The sequence below is a fragment of the Leclercia sp. GHBNCSD genome (assembly GCF_055805075.1).
On the sequence record NZ_JBQVYO010000001.1, the window covers coordinates 2,906,687 to 2,928,702 of the forward strand.

The window sequence follows — 22,016 nt, forward strand, 5'->3', positions numbered from 1 at the left end:
GAGGGGCCTTACGACCCCAGCACCTTCATCGCTTCCCGCGTGACGTTATCCATCTCATCCAGCAACTCCAGGAACTCCGGCTCTAGCTCGCTTTCCGGCGTACCGGAACGTAACTGCTGCTCCAGCAGCTGACAGAGATTCTTAAGACGCGGCACCCCGCTGTACCCGCAACTGCCGTGCAGCTTATGGATCGCCCCGACCAGGTCTTCCGGGTTTTCTCCCACCAGTTGTTCTTCCACTTTATTGCGGATCTCTGGCAGGAACGCGACCAGCATCTGCAGCATCTCCCGCGCGAGGTCATTTTTGCCCGCCGCCTGACGCAGCGCCAGCTGCCAGTCGAGGGTGGCACTGACGTTAGTCACAATCTCCGGGGCCGCCGGCGGAATCTCCGGTGCGGGGATCCAGTTGCCTGTGGTAGGGCCGGGTTTGTAGCGCAGCAGCAGGCTGTGCAGTTTCTCTTCTTCAATCGGCTTCGCCAGATAGTCGTTCATCCCGGCGCTCAGCAGCTTCTCCTTTTGCCCCGCCATCGCATGCGCCGTCACGGCAATCACCGGGGTTTGCTGCTGATGAGGAAGCTGGCGAATCAGTTCACAGGCGCGGATGCCGTCCATACCGGGCATCTGAATATCCATCATGATCAGGTCAAACTGCTTCTCCTTCGCTCGCTCCACCGCCTGCAGACCGCTCTCGCACAGTTCGACATGCTGAACCTGATCCTCCAGCAACGCCCCGATCAGCTTCAGGTTGGCGGGGTTGTCATCCACCGCCATCACGGTCATCGGCAGTTTGCTCTCATCGCTGGTCATCGGTGCGATGTGATGGTTCAGACGGCAATATTCCGTCAGCGTTGGCAACAGGCGCGTGGCCGTCAGCGGTTTCAGCAGGCAGGCGGCCGCCCCGTCATGTTTTAGCTCCTCGGCGTTGATCTGGGCATGGCAGGGCAGGGCCAGCAGCAGGTAATCGGTCATCGAGGCCGCTTTCGCCAGCCGCTCCTCCTGCATGGTCAGATCGCCGGTAAAGGTCACCGGGATCCCCAGCAGCAGGATGTCGTAATGGTCAACCGGCAGCGTGGAGAAGTTCGGGCTGTAGACCACCTCCAGCGGCGTCGTGCTTAACACATCGAGGGTGCTTTGCGCGGCGGCGGTATTGGGCTCCACGTACGCCAGCCGTTTACCCTGCAGGCAATCCATGGCCGGACGATCGGTCAGCACGTTCGGGTTCAGGTCGAGGTTGATATGGAACCAGAAGGTCGAACCCCGGTTAGGCTGGCTGTGGAAGGAGATATCGCCCCCCATCTCATTAACCAGTTTTTGCGTGATGACCAGCCCCAGCCCGGTACCGCCGTGGCGGCGGGAGATACTGGCGTCGGCCTGGCGGAAGGCCTGGAACAGCCGGGACTGATCGCGCTCAGGAATACCGATCCCCGTGTCGCGGATCTGCACCTCAATCTGCACTTTGGTATTGCTGATGGAGCGTTTTTCGACCAGCACGTCGATGTTCCCGCTCTCGGTGAACTTAATGGCGTTACCCACCAGGTTGGTGATCACCTGTTGCAGGCGCAGCGGATCGCCAATGACGTTGTCCGGCACATCATTTTTAATGTTCAGCGTAAGCTCCAGCCCCTTGTCGTGGGAGGAGTGCGCCAGTAGGGTGACCACCTCATCCAGGGTGTTGCGCAGCGGGAACGGAATACTCTCGAGGATCAATTTGCCCGCTTCGAGCTTGGAGAAGTCCAGTACGTCATTGATGATCGCCAGCAGGTTGTTGGCGGAGCGTTCAATGGTATGCAGGTGGTCACGCTGGGTCGGGTTGAGCTCGGTTTTCAGCGTCAGGCGGGTAAAGCCAATCACCCCGTTGAGCGGGGTGCGCAGCTCGTGGGACATATTCGCCAGGAACTCCGACTTGATGCGTGCCGCCTCCTGGGCGCGTTTTTTAGCCAGATCCAGCTCAACGTTCTGGATCTCCATCTGCTCCAGCGTTTCGCGCAGGTCGGAAGTAGCCTGATCGACGTTATGCTGCATCTCCTCATGGTATGCCGCCAGCGACATGGCCATTGAGTTGATGCCGTTTTTCAGCATATCCAGCTCGCCGAGCATAAAGCCTTCGACGCGGCTGTCGAGCTGGCCCCGGCGGATCCGGTCGACGGTATTTACCATGTTGCGGATGGGGCTGGTTACATCCCGCATCAGACGCCAGCCGAAGATCAGCGCAATGCCGATACAGAACAGCATCATCACCGTGGAGATAAAGATCTCCCGGTACTGTTGCAGCCGCACGGACTTGAGATCCAGCTCCAGCGCCACATATCCCAACAGATTGTTATTGGGCTTAGCGTCCGACGCGGGAGATTCATCCGGTGAATAGCTTTCCGAAATAATAGGGGTGCGCAGGATCATTTTTTCATCCTGGCGGATCACGCTCAGCCGTTTTGGAAACGCCGTACCATCCGGCAGCTTCAGGGTGTCGGGATCAAGCTGAATATTGGAGGTCACAAACAGGTGATTATTTTGGTCATACACTGAAATCGCCCGCACAATGTCCGAATGACGACGGTGCAGAATGCTGATGAGCTGGCCGATGGGCTCGCGATTTTGCAGGTTCATGCCGTACTCGCTGGAGACCGCGAGCGGCTCAATAATGCTGGCACCGGCGTCCTCGAGCTGACGTTGCAGGTCGTTATAACGGTGCACCACGAAGAAGGTACTCAGCAGTAAACCAATGAGTACGGTAGGGGCGAGGATCAAAATCATCATGCGCGCACGCAGGCTGTAGTTGGTCATGGAGTTCCGTTATGGGACAATTAGAGTCAATATGTTCATTTGAGAAAATTCCCGGCGATGGCGCAATTCTACTCTGCAAAGCGACGCGTGACGACGCGTCAGATCATAACTGTTGAAGTGACAGACCTCGATCCGTTCGGACAGGGGGTGGCGCGCCACGAGGGCAAGACCGTATTTATTCCCGGCCTGCTGCCCCAGGAGCGTGCGGAAATCACCCTGATGGAAGAGAAACGTCAGTACGCACGCGGGCAGGTAAAGCGCCGTCTTAATGATAGCCCGGAACGTGAAACGCCTCGCTGCCCGCACTTTGGCGTCTGCGGCGGCTGCCAACAACAGCACGCCAGCGTCGCGCTGCAGGAGCGCAGCAAAAGCAACGCCCTGGCGCACCTGCTGAAGCACGACGTCGATGAGGTGATCGCAGATAAACCCTGGGGCTACCGCCGCCGGGCGCGTCTGAGCCTCAATTATCAGCCGAAAACCGCGCGTCTGGAGATGGGCTTTCGCAAGGCCAACTCCAGCGACATCGTTGATGTCAGAGCGTGCCCCATTCTGGTGCCCCGTCTTGAGGCATTGCTGCCAGAGGTGCACAAATGCCTCTCTGGCCTGCAGGGGGTCCGCCATCTTGGGCACGTTGAGCTGGTGCTGGCGAACAGTGGCCCGCTGATGGTGCTGCGCCATACGGCGCCGTTGTCGGCCCGGGATCGTGAAAAACTGGAACGCTTTTCGCATTCTCATGACCTTGCGCTTTATCTCGCCCCGCAAAGCGAGATACTTGAGCAACTGAGCGGCGAAACGCCCTGGTATGATTCAGACGGGCTACGCTTAACGTTCAGCCCGCGCGACTTCATTCAGGTTAACGACGGCGTTAACCAGCAGATGGTCGCGACCGCGCTGGCGTGGCTGGATATTCAGCCGGAGGACCGGGTACTCGACCTGTTTTGCGGGATGGGCAACTTTACCCTGCCGCTGGCAAAACGGGCACGAAGCGTGGTCGGCGTTGAAGGCGTGGCGGCGCTGGTGGAAAAGGGGCGCGATAACGCTGTTCACAATGCGCTGCAAAACGTGACATTTTTTCACGAAAATCTTGAAGAGGATGTTACCCAGCAGCCATGGGCGGCGCACGGTTTCGATAAAATCCTGCTTGATCCGGCACGCGCGGGCGCGCCAGGCGTGATGCAGCATATTATTAAACTGGCGCCCAAACGCGTGGTCTATGTTTCCTGTAATCCGGCAACGCTTGCCCGCGATAGCGAGGCGTTATTAGCGGCGGGTTACCAGATTCAGCGTCTGGCAATGCTTGATATGTTCCCGCACACTGGGCATCTGGAATCAATGGCGTTGTTTGAACACAATTGATGAGTTTCGGCTTGTCGAATTCGACAGGCAGGGGTCCCTAAAGGAGAGGACAATGGTTGCGGTAAGAAGTGCACATCTCAATAAAGCTGGTGAGTTTGACCCACAAAAATGGATCGCAAGTCTGGGGATTGCCAGCCAGCAGTCGTGTGAACGCTTAACCGAAACATGGGCCTACTGTCTGCGCACCACGCAGGGGCATCCCGATGCCGAGCTGCTGCTGTGGCGCGGCGTAGAGATGGTTGAGATCCTCTCCATGCTGAGTATGGATATCGACACCCTTCGTGCGGCTATGCTCTTCCCGCTGGCCGACGCCGAGGTGGTCACAGAAGAGGTGCTGCGCGAAAGCGTCGGGAAATCGATCGTGGCGCTGATCCACGGCGTGCGCGATATGGCGGCCATCCGTCAGCTCAAAGCCACCCACACCGATTCGGTCTCGTCTGAACAGGTGGATAACGTGCGTCGTATGCTGCTGGCGATGGTGGATGATTTCCGCTGTGTGGTCATTAAGCTTGCCGAACGCGTCGCCCACCTCCGGGAAGTCAAAGACGCGCCGGAAGACGAACGCGTGCTGGCGGCGAAAGAGTGCACCAACATCTATGCCCCGCTGGCGAACCGTCTGGGCATCGGCCAGCTGAAATGGGAGCTGGAGGATTACTGCTTCCGCTACCTGCACCCGGCGGAATACAAACGCATTGCTAAGCTGCTGCACGAACGCCGTATCGATCGGGAACACTACATCGATGAGTTTGTCGGCGGCTTACGTAAGTCGATGAAAGAAGAGGGGGTGAAGGCTGAAGTCTATGGCCGTCCGAAGCATATCTACAGCATCTGGCGCAAAATGCAGAAAAAGCATCTCGCCTTTGACGAGCTGTTTGATGTGCGCGCCGTGCGTATCGTCGCCGAGCGGCTGCAGGACTGCTACGCCGCGCTGGGGATTGTCCACACCCATTACCGTCACCTGCCGGATGAGTTTGACGACTATGTCGCCAATCCGAAACCGAACGGCTACCAGTCGATCCATACCGTGGTGCTGGGGCCGGGCGGCAAAACCGTCGAAATCCAGATCCGTACTAAGCAGATGCATGAGGAGTCCGAGCTCGGCGTCGCCGCGCACTGGAAGTATAAAGAGGGGCCCACAAGCGGGGCGCGCTCCGGTCACGAGGATCGTATCGCCTGGCTGCGTAAGCTGATTGCGTGGCAGGAGGAGATGGCCGACTCCGGTGAAATGCTCGACGAATTGCGCAGCCAGGTCTTTGACGACCGGGTCTACGTCTTTACGCCGAAAGGCGACGTGGTTGACCTGCCGGCAGGCTCAACGCCGCTCGACTTCGCCTACCACATCCATAGCGATGTGGGGCATCGCTGCATCGGCGCCAAAATCGGCGGGCGTATCGTGCCGTTCACCTACCAGCTGCAGATGGGCGACCAGATTGAGATCATCACCCAGAAACAGCCGAACCCGAGCCGCGACTGGCTGAACCCGAACCTCGGCTATGTCACCACCAGCCGCGGGCGCTCAAAAATTCATGCCTGGTTCCGCAAGCAGGATCGCGACAAGAATATTCTTGCCGGACGCCAGATCCTCGATGACGAGCTGGAGCATTTAGGCATCCACCTGAAAGAGGCAGAAAAATTCCTTCTGCCGCGCTACAACTTTAACGAGCTGGATGAGCTGCTGGCCGCCATTGGCGGTGGGGATATTCGTCTTAACCAGATGGTGAATTTCCTGCAGGCGCAGTTCAACAAACCGAGCGCGGAAGAGCAGGATGCGGCGGCGCTGAAGCAGCTTCAGCAGAAGAGCTACGCCCCCTCGCACCGTGGCAAAGAAAAAGACAAAGGCAGAGTGGTGGTGGAGGGCGTCGGCAACCTGATGCACCATATTGCCCGCTGCTGCCAGCCAATCCCGGGGGATGAGATTGTCGGCTTTATCACCCAGGGGCGCGGGATCTCCATTCACCGTGCGGACTGCGATCAGCTGGACGATTTACAGTCTCACGCGCCGGAACGCATCGTGGATGCGGTGTGGGGCGAGAGCTATTCCGCCGGTTATTCACTGGTAGTGCGGGTCTCAGCCAACGATCGCAGCGGCCTGCTACGCGATATCACCACCATTCTGGCGAACGAGAAGGTGAACGTGCTGGGCGTCGCCAGCCGCAGCGATACGCGCCAGCAGCTCGCCACCATTGATATGACCATCGAAATCTATAACCTGCAGGTGCTGGGCCGTGTGCTCGGCAAGCTGAACCAGGTGCCGGATGTGATCGACGCCCGTCGTCTGCACGGCGGATAATCGCACCTTCTTTTGTAGGCCGGGTAAGGCGCAAGCCGCCACCCGGCATTTTTTTATCAGGACAAAACTATGACCCAAATCGACCGCCTGCTCGGCATTATGCAACGTCTGCGCGACCCGGAAAACGGCTGTCCGTGGGATAAAGAGCAGACTTTCGCCACCATCGCCCCCTACACGCTTGAAGAGACCTACGAGGTATTGGACGCTATCTCCCGGGAAGATTTTGACGATCTGCGCGGCGAGCTGGGAGACCTGCTATTCCAGGTGGTGTTCTATGCGCAGATGGCCCAGGAGGAGGGACGCTTCGATTTCAACGATATCTGTGCCGCCATCAGCGACAAGCTGGAGCGCCGTCACCCGCACATCTTTGGTGATGCCACCGCCGAAAACAGTACCGAGGTTCTGGCCCGCTGGGAACAGATTAAAAGCGCGGAACGGGCTGAAAAGTCGCAACATTCGGCGCTGGACGATATTCCGTTAAGCCTGCCGGCGCTGATGCGCGCGCACAAGATTCAGAAACGCTGCTCGACGGTGGGGTTTGACTGGACATCCTTAGGCCCGGTGCTCGACAAAGTGCATGAAGAGATTGACGAGGTGATGCACGAAGCGCAGCAGGCGGTAGTGGACCAGGAGAAGCTTGAAGAGGAGATGGGCGATCTGCTGTTTGCCACCGTCAATCTTTCTCGTCATCTGGGCGTCAAAGCCGAAATGGCGCTGCAGAAAGCGAACCTCAAATTCGAGCGCCGCTTCCGGGAAGTGGAGCGCATTATCGCGGCGCGCGGCCTGGAAATGACCGGCGTGGACCTCGACGCGATGGAAGAAGTCTGGCAGGAAGTAAAACGCCAGGAATCTGATCTCTAACGGGTTTTTGCGATCAAGCGCAATTTGTGTGATTTTTTAAATGACAAGCGCTTGATTTGCGTCAAAAACATTTACCCAAAAGGGGCTATTTTCTCACTCCCAATATGAGTCAAAGCCTGAGACAGGAGACGGAGAATGAAAGTTTGTGGCGCTCGCCGTGTTCGGGTATACTACTTTCCCGTCCTGGTTATTCCATCGTTTCACCCTAACTTCTCAGGTTCAGCATGACAACGAACTATATTTTTGTGACCGGCGGGGTTGTATCCTCTCTGGGTAAAGGCATTGCCGCAGCCTCCCTCGCAGCCATTCTTGAAGCCCGTGGCCTCAATGTGACCATGATGAAGCTGGATCCGTACATCAACGTCGATCCAGGTACCATGAGCCCGATCCAACACGGGGAAGTGTTCGTTACTGAAGACGGCGCTGAAACCGACCTGGACCTGGGTCACTACGAGCGTTTCATTCGCACCAAAATGACCCGCCGTAACAACTTCACGACTGGCCGTATCTACTCCGACGTTCTGCGTAAAGAGCGTCGCGGTGACTACCTGGGCGCAACCGTTCAGGTTATCCCACACATCACCAACGCCATTAAAGAGCGCATCATTGCTGGTGGTGAAGGCCACGACGTCGTGCTGGTAGAAATCGGCGGTACCGTAGGCGATATCGAATCCCTGCCGTTCCTCGAAGCGATCCGTCAGCTGGCGGTTGATATTGGTCGCGAACACGCGCTGTTCATGCACCTGACCCTGGTGCCTTACATGGCTGCCGCAGGTGAAGTGAAAACCAAACCGACTCAGCACTCCGTTAAAGAGCTGCTCTCCATCGGTATTCAGCCAGATATTCTGGTCTGCCGCTCCGATCGTGCGGTTCCGGCCAACGAACGTGCAAAAATTGCATTGTTCTGTAACGTGCCAGAAAAAGCCGTTATTTCAATGAAAGATGTCGATTCCATTTATAAAATTCCGGGCCTGTTGAAATCACAGGGCCTGGACGATTATATTTGTAAACGATTCAGCTTGAACTGTCCGGAAGCTAACCTGTCTGAATGGGAACAGGTTATTTACGAAGAAGCGAACCCGGCAGGCGAAGTGACTATCGGTATGGTCGGCAAGTACATCGAACTGCCGGACGCCTATAAGTCCGTTATCGAAGCGCTGAAACACGGTGGCCTGAAAAACCGCGTAACCGTCAACATCAAGCTGATCGATTCGCAGGATGTTGAAACCCGCGGTGTAGAAATTCTGAAAGATCTGGATGCTATTTTGATCCCTGGCGGCTTCGGCTACCGTGGCGTTGAAGGCAAGATCGCCACCGCACGCTATGCGCGTGAAAACAATATTCCTTACCTCGGCATTTGCCTGGGTATGCAGGTTGCACTGATTGAATTTGCCCGTAATGTGGTGGGCATGGAAAACGCGAACTCTACGGAATTTGTGCCAGACTGTAAGTACCCTGTTGTGGCGCTGATTACCGAATGGCGCGACGAAGAAGGTAACGTCGAAGTCCGTACCGAGAAAAGCGATCTGGGTGGCACGATGCGTCTGGGTTCTCAGGCTTGCCAGCTCTCTGATGACAGCCTGGTACGCCAGATGTACGGTGCGCCAGTCATCACTGAACGCCATCGTCACCGTTATGAAGTGAACAACCTGCTGTTGAAACAAATTGAAGCTGCGGGTCTGCGTATTGCGGGCCGCTCCGGGGATGATCAGTTGGTCGAGATCATCGAAGTGCCGAACCACCCGTGGTTCGTTGCCTGCCAGTTCCACCCGGAATTTACTTCTACGCCGCGTGATGGACATCCGCTGTTTGCTGGCTTTGTGAAAGCCGCGACGGAGTTCCAGAAGCGTCAGGCGAAGTAAGAAAAGTTAGAACGGCAACGCGTACCAGAGGTACGCGTTGTTTGTCTGGAGTTTTAGTTTAACTTGTACTGAGGAAAATCTAATGTCCAAAATCGTTAAAGTCATCGGTCGTGAAATCATCGACTCCCGTGGTAACCCGACTGTTGAAGCCGAAGTACACCTGGAAGGTGGTTTCGTAGGTATGGCTGCTGCGCCGTCAGGTGCTTCTACTGGTTCCCGCGAAGCGCTGGAACTGCGCGATGGCGACAAATCCCGCTTCCTGGGCAAAGGCGTAACCAAAGCGGTTGGCGCAGTAAACGGTCCTATTGCTCAGGCAATCCTTGGCAAAGATGCCAAAGATCAGGCTGGCATTGACAAGATCATGATCGATCTGGACGGTACTGAAAACAAATCTAACTTCGGTGCGAACGCAATCCTGGCTGTTTCCCTGGCTAACGCCAAAGCAGCAGCTGCTTCTAAAGGTCAGCCACTGTTCGAACACATTGCTGAACTGAACGGCACTCCAGGCAAATACTCTATGCCAGTTCCGATGATGAACATCATCAACGGCGGTGAGCACGCTGACAACAACGTCGACATCCAGGAATTCATGATTCAGCCGGTTGGCGCGAAAACTGTTAAAGAAGCCATCCGTATGGGTTCTGAAGTTTTCCATCACCTGGCAAAAGTTCTGAAAGCCAAAGGCATGAACACCGCTGTTGGTGACGAAGGTGGTTATGCACCTAACCTGGGTTCTAACGCCGAAGCACTGGCCGTAATCGCTGAAGCAGTTAAAGCAGCAGGCTACGAGCTGGGCACCGACATCACCCTGGCGATGGACTGTGCAGCATCTGAATTCTACAAAGACGGTAAATACGTTCTGGCTGGCGAAGGCAACAAAGCCTTCTCTTCCGAAGAGTTCACTCACTTCCTGGAAGAGCTGACCAAACAGTACCCAATCGTCTCCATCGAAGATGGTCTGGACGAGTCTGACTGGGATGGTTTCGCATACCAGACTAAAGTCCTGGGCGACAAAATCCAGCTGGTTGGTGATGACCTGTTCGTAACCAACACCAAAATCCTGAAAGAAGGTATCGAGAAAGGCATCGCTAACTCCATCCTGATCAAATTCAACCAGATCGGTTCTCTGACCGAAACTCTGGCTGCGATCAAAATGGCGAAAGACGCTGGCTACACTGCCGTTATCTCTCACCGTTCAGGCGAAACTGAAGACGCGACCATCGCTGACCTGGCTGTTGGTACCGCTGCTGGCCAGATCAAAACCGGTTCTATGAGCCGTTCTGACCGTGTTGCTAAATACAACCAGCTGATTCGTATCGAAGAAGCGCTGGGCGAGAAAGCACCTTACAACGGTCGTAAAGAGATCAAAGGTCAGTAATTCACGCTGAACTTTCATCTTTAGAAAAACCCGCTTCGGCGGGTTTTTTTTATCATTACACCGTCGGTACGCGATGACGTGTGCATACCGCCTGTTCAATAATTTCGGCAGCCCGTGCTGCCCCTCCGGCATTTATCAGCTGAGTCTGGAGGGCGGTGATGCGCTGCGTGTACTGCTTATTTTCCAGCAGGTCGAGAAGATGCTGGCTGAGCGTGCGGCTCGGCGAAAAACGGCAGGCCTTCAGGCCAATGCCGCTGAAGACCACTCGGGCGGCGACGCCTGGCTGATCAAACGCCAGAGGTACGGCGAGGATCGGCGTGGCGGTGGCGATGGCATCCATAACCGTATTCAGCCCTGCGTGGGTGATGACGGCGCTGGCATCGCGCAAGACCGCCAGCTGATCGGTAAATCCTACGGTTTGCGCCCCCGCACGCGCCAGCCGGGCGGTTTGACTTGCATTGAGTCTGTCACAGTGGGCAATAAGCAAGGGCACACCAGCCTGTCGGCAGGCGCGGGCAATCGTGCGGAACAGCCCGTAGCGGTAGCCCTGGAGCGTGCCCAGTGAGGCAAAAACAAACGGCTTCTTATTGCCGGTAGAGACCGTTGGCGGATCGTAGCGTAGCGGGCCTACCTCATGGAAGCAGGCGGGCAAGGTGCGTGGAAAATCAAAGCCCGGGATGGTCTGGCTGATTTGCGCCAACGGCGACAGGCATTGATCCAGCCTGGTGCGCGAGGGCAGACCAAACGCCCGGGCATGACAGGCAATGACCCGCCCCTGTTTCGACATCAGCCAGTCATAAACATCCGCGCTGGAGGCGTATAATTTCCGGCTGCGATTGCTGGTGCCATAGCGAAAAGGCATCACCGGCAAGGGAATGGTGTTATCCCGGTTTACCGGCAGGGCGCAGCAGATAGAGATAAAGGGCAGGTTGAGCGCTTGTGCAACCAGCCCTCCTGCCGGCTCCATCTGATCGACAATCACGGCGTCAATATTGTGCTGTTTGAAGGCGAGAGGCAGTTCACGGCACAGCATATCGGTAACGCTTGCCATGTCTGATATCAGGCGGAAAAAACCCGGCTCGTGCATCGCAGACGGCGTCGGGTGACCCACGGCGATGAAGTGCGCCTGCGGTTCCCTGAGCAGCGTGCGGGCCTCTTCCTGCTGAAAAAAAGTGACCCGATGGCCGCGCACGATAAGGTGTTTTGCCAGTGCTTCCATAGCGCGCATATGGCTGTATAACGGTAGCGTTATTACCGCAAAATGGCTCATTCTGCTTGTCCAGTATTCTGATGGCTACTCAGTCAAAGGGGTTAACGTCGACAGCCGGGTGGGCGATATCTTAAAAGCGTAGCGTAAGTTTTAATGTTTTTAACATTGCCTTCTGACCACGGCTTTCCACCCTAAGGCTGTTAACCTGGCTATCCTTAAACTGACCGGAATAAAATCGTGACGGGGGTTGTTTTGCCTGATTATGTGCGATCTGCAATAATGCCCCCCCCGTAAATCTGACCAGAGATAACTATGCAGTACCCGATTAACGAGATGTTCCAGACCCTGCAAGGCGAGGGTTACTTCACCGGCGTTCCCGCTATTTTTATTCGTCTGCAGGGATGCCCGGTTGGCTGTGCCTGGTGTGATACCAAACATACCTGGGAAACGCTTAGCGATCGGGAAGTGTCACTGTTCAGCATTCTGGCGAAAACCAAAGAGAGCGACAAATGGGGCGCAGCAAATCCGGAAGATCTGCTGGCGATCATTGGTCGTCAGGGCTGGACGGCGCGCCATGTGGTGATCACCGGCGGTGAACCTTGCATTCACGATCTGATGCCGCTCACCATGCTGCTGGAGAAGAACGGCTTTAGCTGTCAGATTGAGACCAGCGGCACCCATGAAGTGCGCTGCTCCCACACCACCTGGGTGACGGTATCGCCAAAAGTCAATATGCGTGGCGGTTACGACATCCTCTCCCAGGCGCTGGAGCGTGCCGATGAGATCAAACACCCGGTCGGGCGCACGCGCGATATCGAAGCGCTGGACGAGCTGCTGGCAACGCTGACGGACGAAAAACAGCGCGTTATTGCGCTGCAGCCCATCAGCCAGAAAGAGGATGCCACCCGTCTGTGTATTGAGACTTGTATTGCGCGTAACTGGCGTCTGTCGATGCAGACGCACAAATACCTGAACATCGCCTGATAGCCCTGCGGCCTCTGTTACTAAGGGGCCCGCAATTTGGGTAATAACGCCCAGGCCACCACCGCCGAACCGAGACAAATCGCACTGTTAAACAGCAGCGCGTACTGTGCGGCGCTGGCCATGCCCAGCGGCAGCAGCAGGGCATACAGTGAAGCCGTTACGGCGATCCCCATTGCTCCGCCCAGCGAACTGCCCATCTTATAGATCCCTGATGCCACCCCAACTTTGCTCTCTGGGGCGTTCATCACCGCCGTGTCTGTCGATGGCGTGGCATAACAGCCCAGCCCGAGGCCAAACAGGACGTTGCTGAAAAAGACGGTCACGATATAGATCTCTTTGCTCAGGAAAGTGCAGGAGATAAAGGTGATGCCGATTGCGGTCAACACCGGGCCGGTCATCATCGGCAGGCGGGCGCCATAGCGTTGAAGCAGCTTTTCTCCAACGCGAATCATGGCGAGCACCGTCACCAGATACCCCAGCGTCATCATTCCGGTTTGTAAAGGCGTCAGATGATGGCCCTGCTGTAACCAGATGCTGGTGATCATCATGGTGCCAATACAGCCGTTGAGCATGAAGTTTGAGAGCACCGCCGCGCTGTAGGCCCGGTTTTTAAACAGCGCAAAATCAATCAGCGCCGCATCGCCTTTGCGCAGGCCGGTATAGATAAAACCGAGTGCCGCGAGGATCGTTGCCCCCAGCACCGTCAGTGACAGGCCGCTGCCCCAGCCCCAGCTATGCCCTTTGCTGATAAACAGGTTGAGCAGCACCAGCATACAGACAAAACTCACCAACCCGCCAATATCCAGCTTGTGCTGACCAGCACTGGCGCTTCGGCTTTCCGGCGTACCGCGGATCAACAGCAGTGCAGCCAGGGCCATCGCGATGGAAAAAACAAAAATCCAGCGCCAGCCCAGGCTGGTGGCAATCGCGCCGCCAACAAACGAGCTCAGGCCACTGCCGCCCCAGGAGCCAATGACCCAGAAGCTGATCGCCCGCTGGCGCGCTTTACCGTCGTACCAGGTTTTAATCAGCGCCAGTGTCGCGGGCATAATGCAGGCTGCCGACAGCCCCTGGATCGCCCGTCCCAGCAGGAAAAGCACCGGTTCCCGGGTCAGAAACAGCAGGCCGCTGCCGATGATACTCAGCACCAGGCCGATAACCGTCAGGCGCACGCGGCCAAACTTATCGGCAAAGCCACCGCTGGCAACCACAAAGCAGCCGCTGAATAACGCGCTGAGACTGACTGCCAGCGTGAGCGTCTCCAGGGATATGTCGAGGCTATTTTTCATGGCCGGCACGACGTTAATCACCGACTGGGCAAATAACCAGAATGTCAGAACGCTCAGAACAATACCCGCCAGCAGTCGATCGTTACCTGCGAAAGCCGGGGTGCCTGTCAGGGGAACGGTACTCATTGTGCAGCCCTCCTGGGGATATGGGATCAACGCAGATAGTGTTCGGTCAGGGCGCTCCAGAGTGCGGCGCCGGTGATCAGGATCTTGTCGTTAAAGTCATAGCCCGGGTTATGCACCATGCAGCGATCCGCTTCATCGCCAGCGCCGATGGTGAAGTAACAGCCGTCAGGGTTCTTTTCAAGCATAAAGGCGAAGTCTTCACTGCCCATGAATGAACCGATAGCGGCCACAGCATCCTGTCCGAACAGATCCTGGGCGACGGTACGCACCATCTCGTTGGCCGCAGGATTATTGATGAGCACCGGGCTGCCGTTGATATGACGGATGGTGGCCGTGGCGTTGAAGCTCTCTGCCTGCGCAACGGCGATATCGTGGATGCGCTGCAGAACGGTTTGACGCACCTTTTCGTTCAGGGTGCGCACGGTCAGTTTCATCAGAACTTTGTCGTTGATGATGTTGGGCGCATGACCGGCCTGAATACTGCCGACCGTCACCACGGCGGGTTCAAATGGAGTGATATTGCGCGACACAATCGACTGCAGGGCGAGGGTAATATGGCAGGCCACCAGCGTCGCATCGACGGTATGTTCCGGCAGGGCACCGTGCCCACCCACGCCATTAACTTCAATGTGTATAGTGTCCGAGGAGGCCATCATGGCGCCATCGCGCAGGCCAATTTTGCCCAGTTTCTGCCCCGGCATATTATGCAGGCCAAAAATATGGTCGCAGGGGAAGGTCTCAAACAGGCCATCTTCGACCATCACCCGTCCGCCATACAGGAGCTCTTCCGCTGGCTGGAAAATCAGGTGCAGCGTGCCGTTAAAGTTGCGGGTGCGCGCCAGGTACTCGGCGGCATAGAGCAGGGTGGTGGTGTGGCCGTCGTGACCGCAGCCGTGGAATTTGCCTTCAACGGTGCTGCTCCACGCTTTGCCGCTCTCCTCCTGCATCGGCAACGCATCCATATCGGCGCGAAGACCAAGACGTTTGCTGCCGTTGCCCACTTTCAGGGTGCCGACCACCCCGGTTTTTGCCATCCCGTGATGTACCTCATATCCCCATTGCTGAAGCAGTTCCGCAACGCGCTGGCTGGTTTGCTGCTCCTCAAAACCGATCTCAGGATGCTGATGAAAATGTCGCCGCAGCTCAATAAACTGCGCTTCGTTGCCCTGCAGTGCTTCAACAATCGGATGTGTCATTTTTGTTATCCTTTTTTTATCAAACAATGCTAATTTCGAGTTTATGCCGATCGCAGCGACGGAAAATGCACTTTTTTGTTGTGAAGCGACGCATTATTTCTGATTGTTTTTCATACAATTCCGTTATGACAAAAAACAGCGCGTCATAATTTGTCTTCCCTGGAGGAACACATGGAGCAACGGGGTAGCGAGTTTTGGGTGAAGGTGCAGGATATTCGTCAGTTTCATCAGGAGGAGGACGACGCGCTGACGCTGCTGTGGCTGCTGGAAGGGAGCGCCGACCTGCACACCGACCAGCGGCAGATGACCCTGACAGCGGATAGCCTGACGATCGTTAATCGCAATCAACGCTGGCAGCTCACCAGCGAGAGCGGCAATACGACGATGTGTGTCATGCTTTCCGGGCGCTGGATCCAGCAGCTCTGTAGCGACTTTTTTACCCATGATTACGCCATCCCGCCCGAAGCCGGGAGCGGCTGGCCTCCTGGTGATGAGCTACGCCATCTTCTGCGCCAACTGCTGGTCTGCACCCTGATCAACGATCAGCATCGCTACCGGCTGGAGGCGACCCGCTGGCTGAGCGAGATCCTGCTCCTGCTGACCAGCCGGTTTCAGCAACCCGCCCGCCTGCTTCTGCGGGAACATCATCCGGGCGTAAGCAAACGCATCGCCCGAGTGGTGGAACGCATCAACGCCAGCTACACCCGACGCATTACGCTTGCTGAAATCGCCGGAAGCGAATTTGTTTCAGAAGCCTGGCTCTCCCGTCTTTTTCGCAAAGAGATGGGCGTCAGTTTTATGCAGTACATTACCACCCTGCGCCTTGAGAAGGCGGCCGACGCGCTTCGCCTGACCAACCGTCCGCTGCATCAGATTGCGCTGGAGCAGGGGTTCGCCAGTACGCGGATGATGAGCGATCTGTTCCGGCGTCATCACCAGATGGCCCCGGGAGCGTATCGCAAACAACGTCGTCATCACGCCGGGATGCCCCGTCTACGTCCAGGCAATGGGGAGCAGCGTTATCCGGTGGCAGTGGACAAGCTCTTCAGCCTGCTAAATGAAGCCGAAACGCGCGGTCGGGAGCCGTTGCCATTAACCCCGCATCCGGTGCAGGAGAGGGTGCTCGATCTGCATCTTCTCAAGCCCGCCGCGCCGCTGCGTCATACCCGAATGGTAGTGACGGTGCGTGAGCTGGACGATCTGCTGCGGGAGGATGTGCGCCGGGAGCTGGAAAAGCTGGGGGAGGCGATGCCTCTTTTCGGGATTGATATCGCTGAGCCATTTCTCAGTAGCCGCCTGTTTGCCAGCGGCTGGGACGATCCGCTGATGGCAGGTTATGCCTGCTGGTACAACCTTCATCAGGTCTTCAGCTGGCTTGCTCAAAAACAGTGGACGGTGCTGCTGCATACCGGCCTGACAACCCGCACCGACCTGCTGGCGCGTTTCTTACAGCAGTCGGTCAATCACTTTTCGCCTGAGATTACCGATCGCTGGCAATTTGTGATGCACTGGTCAACGCAGGCGAGCGAGGAGACAAGAGCGCAGGTCTGGCAGGCTCAGCGGGCGACGCTGCGGGAATATCTGCCGCAGGCGACGTTCGGCGTGTGGCACCGTTTTGCGCCCGGGCACACGGGGCATAACGATGAGGCTCTGCTGGACTCGACTCTCCTCACCCAGGCCGATTTTTTGGCCTGTCCGGCCGATGCCAATGAGCTTCTCGATCTGGCGCAGCTGGATCCGGCTCATCTCTCTTCCTCTGAAAACTATCCGGTGCAGAAGGTCCGGCAGATCCTGACCTCGCTTCGTCAGCGAAAGCTCTCGCTTCCGGTATGGCTGCTGTCGTGGAATACCCTCACCGGCAACACGCGCGCCACCAACGGCTGGTTTTTTCGTGGGGCACTGCTGATGCAAAACCTGCTCGGACTGTCGGAACAGGTGTGGCTGGCCGGGTTCTGGCTCAACTCGGGCTTACAGGGGGAAGCGCGGGCCAACAATACCATCGATACCTCGAGCCTGGCGCTGCAGTATAACCACGGCCTGCCGCGCCCGATCTATTGGGTAGTCTGGCTGTGGCGACGCCTGCGCGGTGAGGTGTTAGTCAACGAAAAGAATCTTCTGCTATTGCGCCACCACAACGGATACCAACTGCTGCTGCGCAATACGGTGGTGTTTAACCCGTTACTCTCCAGCGAAGAGGCTTTCATTCAGCGTTTTCGCCAGCAGTACCACGTTCAGCTGAAGGGGCTAAGCGGCAGGTGGCGGATTAAGTGTCATCTGTTTGATCAGCACAACGGCGCGCTGTACCCCTTGATTGAAGGCGTGCGCAGTGAAAGGGGACCTGACGAAGAGATGTGGCGCTGGATGGAGCATAAAGCGCGTCCAACGTTGTCAATGCGTGATGAACGGCTTCATGATGGCTGGCAGATTACGGCGTCGCTGGAAAGCAACGCGCTGATGCTCTTTGAGCTCGCGCCGTTGCTCTCTCATGAGACGTAATTATTCGCCGCGGTAGACGCAGCCCGCGGTGCAGGTCTCTTTGATCATTACCGCACTCAGCAGCGGCACCAGCGGTTTGATCTCATTCCAGATCCATTTTGCCAGCACTTCGCTGGTCGGATTTTCAAGACCCGGAATATCGTTCAGATAGTAATGATCGAGGCGATCGTAGGTCGGCTTGAAGGCGGCCTTCAGCTCGGCAAAATCCATGATCCAACCGGTATACGGATCGACTTCACCCGTGATCTCCAGACGCACCATAAAGGAGTGTCCGTGCAGACGACCACATTTATGCCCTTCCGGGACGTGAGGCAGATGGTGGGCGGCTTCGAAGATGAAATCTTTAAACAGTGTGGTGGACATCGTGGACTCTCAAAAATGCGGAAAAAACCGCCGTAGAGTACCGGAAAGTACATTTTTTATCATTAACTAAAACGGGCATTATGGTCAGGGGCACCTGACAGCGTAATAAGGGCTGTTTTTTGTTTTATTTTTCAAATAGATGGTTAATCACTTTTATTGTTAAGAACAATAGCTAAAAGAGGTTAGTCCATTTGGTTATTTATTATTTCCATCCTGTCTTTAATTGTTATGATCCGTGCCGTTAACCTTACACTCTGTTCTGTCTTTCAGATAAAAATTCAGCTTTGCTACTGGAACATAACGACGCATGACAACACAGGCCCCTCCTTCAAATTTGCTTCCCCTGAACCCGGAGCAACTGGCACGCCTGCAGGCGGCCACCACTGACTTTTCACCCACCCAGCTGGCCTGGGTATCCGGTTATTTCTGGGGAATGCTCAATCAACAGCCGGGTGCTGTGGCGAGTGCGCCGGCTACGGCTGTAGAGATCCCGGCAATCACGCTTATCTCCGCCTCGCAAACCGGCAACGCCCGTCGCGTGGCGGAAGCCCTGCGCGACGATCTGCTCGCAGCCAAACTGAACGTGAACCTGGTGAACGCCGGGGACTATAAATTTAAGCAAATCGCGTCAGAGAAGCTGGTTATCGTTGTGACCTCAACCCAGGGCGAAGGTGAGCCGCCTGAAGAAGCGGTTGCGCTGCATAAGTTCCTGTTCTCGAAAAAAGCGCCAAAACTGGCGGGCACCGCCTTTGCGGTCTTCGGCCTTGGCGACTCTTCCTATGAATTCTTCTGCCAGTCGGGCAAAGATTTCGACAGCAAACTGGCCGAGTTGGGGGCAGAACGCCTGCTGGACCGCGTCGATACCGACGTTGAATACCAGTCTGCGGCGGCCGAATGGCGCGCGCGCATTGTCGAGGTGCTGAAAGCCCGCGTACCGACCGGGACGCCAGCCCAGGCGGCAGCCACCGCCGCTGGCGCAGTCAACGACATTCACACCAGCCCCTACACCAAAGAGGCCCCGCTGACGGCGAGCCTCTCGGTGAACCAGAAAATCACCGGTCGCGATTCAGAGAAAGATGTGCGCCATATCGAAATCGATCTCGGCGACTCGGGTCTGCGCTACCAGCCGGGTGATGCCCTTGGCGTCTGGTACCAGAACGATCCGGCGCTGGTGAAAGAGCTGGTTGAGCTGCTGTGGCTGAAGGGTGACGAGTCGGTCAGCGTGGAAGGCAAAACGCTGCCGCTCTCTGAAGCGCTGCAGTGGCATTTCGAGCTGACCGTTAATACCGCGAACATCGTGGAGAACTACGCCACGCTGACCCGCAGCGAATCCTTGCTGCCGCTGGTGGGCGATAAAGCCAGGCTGCAACACTACGCCGCCGCCACGCCCATCGTGGATATGGTGCGTTTCGCGCCAGCCCAGCTGGATGCCCAGGCGTTAATCGACCTGCTGCGTCCGCTGACGCCGCGCCTCTACTCTATCGCCTCTGCGCAGGCCGAGGTGGAGAACGAAGTCCACGTCACCGTGGGCGTCGTGCGTTACGACATCGAAGGGCGCGCCCGCGCCGGCGGCGCGTCGAGCTTCCTTGCGGATCGCGTGGAAGAAGAGGGCGAGGTGCGGGTCTTTATCGAGCACAACGACAACTTCCGCCTGCCCGCTAACCCGGAAACCCCGGTGATCATGATTGGTCCGGGCACCGGTATTGCGCCGTTCCGCGCCTTTATGCAGCAGCGCGCCGCTGACGAAGCGCCAGGTAAAAACTGGTTGTTCTTCGGCAACCCGCACTTCACCGAAGATTTCCTCTATCAGGTGGAGTGGCAGCGCTACGTTAAAGAGGGCGTACTGAGCCGCATCGATCTGGCCTGGTCCCGCGATCAGAAAGAAAAAATCTACGTACAAGACAAACTGCGCGAACAGGGCGCAGAGCTGTGGCGCTGGATCAATGACGGTGCCCACATTTATGTCTGCGGCGACGCCAATCGCATGGCGAAAGACGTTGAGCAGGCTTTACTGGAAGTGATTGCCCAATTCGGCGGTATGGATGCCGAAGCGGCGGATGAATATTTAAGTGAGCTGCGCGTCGAGCGCCGTTATCAGCGAGATGTCTACTAATGAGCGAAAAACATCCTGGCCCACTGGTGGTCGAAGGCAAACTGTCTGATGCCGAGCGCATGAAGGTTGAGAGTAACTACCTGCGCGGCACCATTGCCGAAGATTTAAATGACGGTCTGACCGGCGGTTTCAAAGGCGACAACTTCCTGCTGATCCGTTTCCACGGCATGTACCAGCAGGACGACCGCGATATCCGCGCCGAGCGTGCTGAACAGAAGCTGGAGCCGCGTCATGCGATGCTGCTGCGCTGCCGCCTGCCGGGTGGCATCATCACCACCAAACAGTGGCAGGCGATCGACAAGTTTGCCGGTGAAAATACAATTTACGGCAGCATCCGTCTGACCAACCGTCAGACCTTCCAGTTCCACGGCATTCTGAAGAAGAACGTGAAGCCGGTACACCAGATGCTGCACTCCGTCGGGCTGGACGCGCTGGCGACCGCCAACGACATGAACCGTAACGTGCTCTGCACCTCTAACCCGTACGAGTCCGAGCTGCATGCCGAAGCGTACGAGTGGGCGAAGAAGATCTCCGAGCATCTGCTGCCGCGTACCCGCGCTTATGCCGAGATCTGGCTCGATCAGGAGAAAGTGGCGACCACCGACGAAGAGCCAATTCTGGGCCAGACCTACCTGCCGCGTAAGTTCAAAACCACGGTGGTGATCCCGCCGCAGAACGATATCGATCTGCACGCCAACGACATGAACTTCGTGGCCATTGCCGAGAACGGCAAGCTGGTGGGCTTTAACCTGCTGGTGGGCGGCGGTCTCTCTATTGAACACGGTAACAAAAAGACTTACGCCCGTACCGCGAGCGAGTTTGGCTATCTGCCGCTGGAGCACACCCTGGCGGTGGCGGAAGCGGTAGTGACCACCCAGCGCGACTGGGGTAACCGTACCGATCGTAAAAACGCCAAGACCAAATACACCCTTGAGCGCGTGGGCGTTGAGACGTTCAAAGCCGAAGTGGAACGCCGTGCGGGTATCAAGTTTGAGCCGATCCGCCCGTACGAATTCACCGGGCGTGGGGATCGTATTGGCTGGGTAAAAGGTATCGACGATAAATGGCACCTGACGCTGTTTATTGAAAATGGCCGTATCCTGGACTATCCGGGTCGCCCGCTGAAAACCGGCCTGCTGGAGATCGCGAAGATCCACCAGGGCGAGTTCCGTATCACCGCCAACCAGAACCTGATCATTGCCGGCGTGCCGGAAAGCCAGAAGGCGAAGATCGAGAAGCTGGCGCGGGATCATGCTCTGATGGAGGCGGTTAAACCGCAGCGCGAAAACTCCATGGCCTGCGTCTCGTTCCCGACCTGTCCGCTGGCGATGGCTGAAGCTGAGCGTTTCCTGCCGTCGTTCACCGACAAGGTTGAAGCGATTCTGGAGAAACATGGCATTCCGAACGAACATATCGTGATGCGCGTGACCGGCTGCCCGAACGGCTGCGGCCGCGCGATGCTGGCCGAGCTGGGGCTGGTGGGCAAAGCGCCAGGGCGCTATAACCTGCACCTGGGCGGCAACCGTATCGGCACCCGTATTCCGCGCATGTTCCGGGAAAACATCACCGAGCCGGAAATCCTTGATTCCATCGACCTGCTTATCGGGCGCTGGGCGAAAGAGCGCGAAGCGGGTGAAGGCTTCGGCGACTTCACGGTGCGTGCGGGCATCATTCGCCCGGTGCTCGATCCCGCACGGGATTTCTGGGAGTAA

Annotated in this window: 14 protein-coding genes; 9 read left to right on the forward strand and 5 right to left on the reverse strand. The window is 56.9% G+C overall.

Annotated features, from left to right (window positions below; all coding sequences use genetic code 11):
* Positions 1-8 precede the first annotated feature (8 nt).
* The gene (barA, locus tag ACT3IC_RS14045) at positions 9-2,780 is read right to left on the reverse strand and encodes a two-component sensor histidine kinase BarA (protein WP_156655172.1); all 2,772 of its coding nucleotides are present in this window, start codon (positions 2,778-2,780) and stop codon (positions 9-11) included.
* 57 nt (positions 2,781-2,837) lie between these two features.
* Between barA and rlmD the strand changes: the two genes are divergently transcribed.
* The 5 genes from rlmD (at position 2,838) to eno (ending at position 10,527) form a co-directional block, all read left to right on the forward strand.
* Entirely contained in the window at positions 2,838-4,136 is a 1,299-nt protein-coding gene (gene rlmD, locus ACT3IC_RS14050; protein ID WP_473477870.1) for a 23S rRNA (uracil(1939)-C(5))-methyltransferase RlmD, read from the forward strand.
* Between the two features lie 52 nt (positions 4,137-4,188).
* A complete protein-coding gene (gene relA, locus ACT3IC_RS14055) occupies positions 4,189-6,426 on the forward strand; it encodes a GTP diphosphokinase (protein WP_103822711.1) in 2,238 nt (745 codons plus the stop codon).
* A gap of 69 nt (positions 6,427-6,495) precedes the next feature.
* Positions 6,496-7,287, forward strand: a complete 792-nt coding sequence (mazG, locus tag ACT3IC_RS14060; RefSeq protein ID WP_103180933.1) for a nucleoside triphosphate pyrophosphohydrolase — start codon at positions 6,496-6,498, stop codon at positions 7,285-7,287.
* 224 nt (positions 7,288-7,511) lie between these two features.
* A complete protein-coding gene (pyrG, locus tag ACT3IC_RS14065; RefSeq protein ID WP_103180932.1) occupies positions 7,512-9,149 on the forward strand; it encodes a glutamine hydrolyzing CTP synthase in 1,638 nt (545 codons plus the stop codon).
* Between the two features lie 82 nt (positions 9,150-9,231).
* Positions 9,232-10,527: a phosphopyruvate hydratase gene (gene eno, locus ACT3IC_RS14070; protein ID WP_103180931.1), complete on the forward strand. Its 1,296-nt coding sequence runs from the start codon at positions 9,232-9,234 to the stop codon at positions 10,525-10,527.
* Positions 10,528-10,582: 55 nt separating this feature from the next.
* Here eno and ACT3IC_RS14075 read toward each other — a convergent pair whose 3' ends face one another.
* Positions 10,583-11,797, reverse strand: coding sequence for a glycosyltransferase (locus tag ACT3IC_RS14075; protein WP_473477876.1), 1,215 nt, complete (start codon positions 11,795-11,797; stop codon positions 10,583-10,585).
* A gap of 252 nt (positions 11,798-12,049) precedes the next feature.
* Between ACT3IC_RS14075 and queE the strand changes: the two genes are divergently transcribed.
* Complete coding sequence (gene queE, locus ACT3IC_RS14080; protein WP_103180929.1) at positions 12,050-12,721, forward strand: 7-carboxy-7-deazaguanine synthase QueE; 672 nt, start codon at positions 12,050-12,052, stop codon at positions 12,719-12,721.
* 20 nt (positions 12,722-12,741) lie between these two features.
* Here queE and ACT3IC_RS14085 read toward each other — a convergent pair whose 3' ends face one another.
* Both ACT3IC_RS14085 and ACT3IC_RS14090 read right to left on the reverse strand, forming a co-directional pair.
* Complete coding sequence (locus ACT3IC_RS14085) at positions 12,742-14,136, reverse strand: MFS transporter (RefSeq protein WP_103180928.1); 1,395 nt, start codon at positions 14,134-14,136, stop codon at positions 12,742-12,744.
* Positions 14,137-14,162: 26 nt separating this feature from the next.
* Positions 14,163-15,332, reverse strand: a complete 1,170-nt coding sequence (locus ACT3IC_RS14090) for a M20 aminoacylase family protein (RefSeq protein WP_103180927.1) — start codon at positions 15,330-15,332, stop codon at positions 14,163-14,165.
* A 171-nt stretch (positions 15,333-15,503) separates the two neighbouring features.
* Between ACT3IC_RS14090 and ACT3IC_RS14095 the strand changes: the two genes are divergently transcribed.
* Positions 15,504-17,828, forward strand: coding sequence for a helix-turn-helix domain-containing protein (locus tag ACT3IC_RS14095; protein ID WP_263950305.1), 2,325 nt, complete (start codon positions 15,504-15,506; stop codon positions 17,826-17,828).
* On the opposite strand, the gene queD is transcribed toward ACT3IC_RS14095, so the two are convergent.
* Positions 17,829-18,191, reverse strand: coding sequence for a 6-carboxytetrahydropterin synthase QueD (gene queD / locus ACT3IC_RS14100; protein WP_103180925.1), 363 nt, complete (start codon positions 18,189-18,191; stop codon positions 17,829-17,831).
* A gap of 307 nt (positions 18,192-18,498) precedes the next feature.
* Here queD and cysJ point away from each other — a divergent pair, with 307 nt between their 5' ends.
* On the forward strand, positions 18,499-20,304 hold the full coding sequence (cysJ, locus tag ACT3IC_RS14105) for an NADPH-dependent assimilatory sulfite reductase flavoprotein subunit (RefSeq protein WP_103180924.1): 1,806 nt from the start codon (positions 18,499-18,501) through the stop codon (positions 20,302-20,304).
* On the forward strand, positions 20,304-22,016 hold the full coding sequence (gene cysI, locus ACT3IC_RS14110; RefSeq protein WP_103180923.1) for an assimilatory sulfite reductase (NADPH) hemoprotein subunit: 1,713 nt from the start codon (positions 20,304-20,306) through the stop codon (positions 22,014-22,016). Before cysJ ends, cysI begins: the two co-directional genes overlap by 1 nt.

Coding starts and splice junctions, on each gene's coding strand:
- barA (WP_156655172.1), bottom strand. CDS start 2,780: ATGACCAACTACAGCCTGCGTGCGCGCATGATGATTTTGATCCTCGCC.
- rlmD (WP_473477870.1), top strand. CDS start 2,838: ATGGCGCAATTCTACTCTGCAAAGCGACGCGTGACGACGCGTCAGATC.
- relA (WP_103822711.1), top strand. CDS start 4,189: ATGGTTGCGGTAAGAAGTGCACATCTCAATAAAGCTGGTGAGTTTGAC.
- mazG (WP_103180933.1), top strand. CDS start 6,496: ATGACCCAAATCGACCGCCTGCTCGGCATTATGCAACGTCTGCGCGAC.
- pyrG (WP_103180932.1), top strand. CDS start 7,512: ATGACAACGAACTATATTTTTGTGACCGGCGGGGTTGTATCCTCTCTG.
- eno (WP_103180931.1), top strand. CDS start 9,232: ATGTCCAAAATCGTTAAAGTCATCGGTCGTGAAATCATCGACTCCCGT.
- ACT3IC_RS14075 (WP_473477876.1), bottom strand. CDS start 11,797: ATGAGCCATTTTGCGGTAATAACGCTACCGTTATACAGCCATATGCGC.
- queE (WP_103180929.1), top strand. CDS start 12,050: ATGCAGTACCCGATTAACGAGATGTTCCAGACCCTGCAAGGCGAGGGT.
- ACT3IC_RS14085 (WP_103180928.1), bottom strand. CDS start 14,136: ATGAGTACCGTTCCCCTGACAGGCACCCCGGCTTTCGCAGGTAACGAT.
- ACT3IC_RS14090 (WP_103180927.1), bottom strand. CDS start 15,332: ATGACACATCCGATTGTTGAAGCACTGCAGGGCAACGAAGCGCAGTTT.
- ACT3IC_RS14095 (WP_263950305.1), top strand. CDS start 15,504: ATGGAGCAACGGGGTAGCGAGTTTTGGGTGAAGGTGCAGGATATTCGT.
- queD (WP_103180925.1), bottom strand. CDS start 18,191: ATGTCCACCACACTGTTTAAAGATTTCATCTTCGAAGCCGCCCACCAT.
- cysJ (WP_103180924.1), top strand. CDS start 18,499: ATGACAACACAGGCCCCTCCTTCAAATTTGCTTCCCCTGAACCCGGAG.
- cysI (WP_103180923.1), top strand. CDS start 20,304: ATGAGCGAAAAACATCCTGGCCCACTGGTGGTCGAAGGCAAACTGTCT.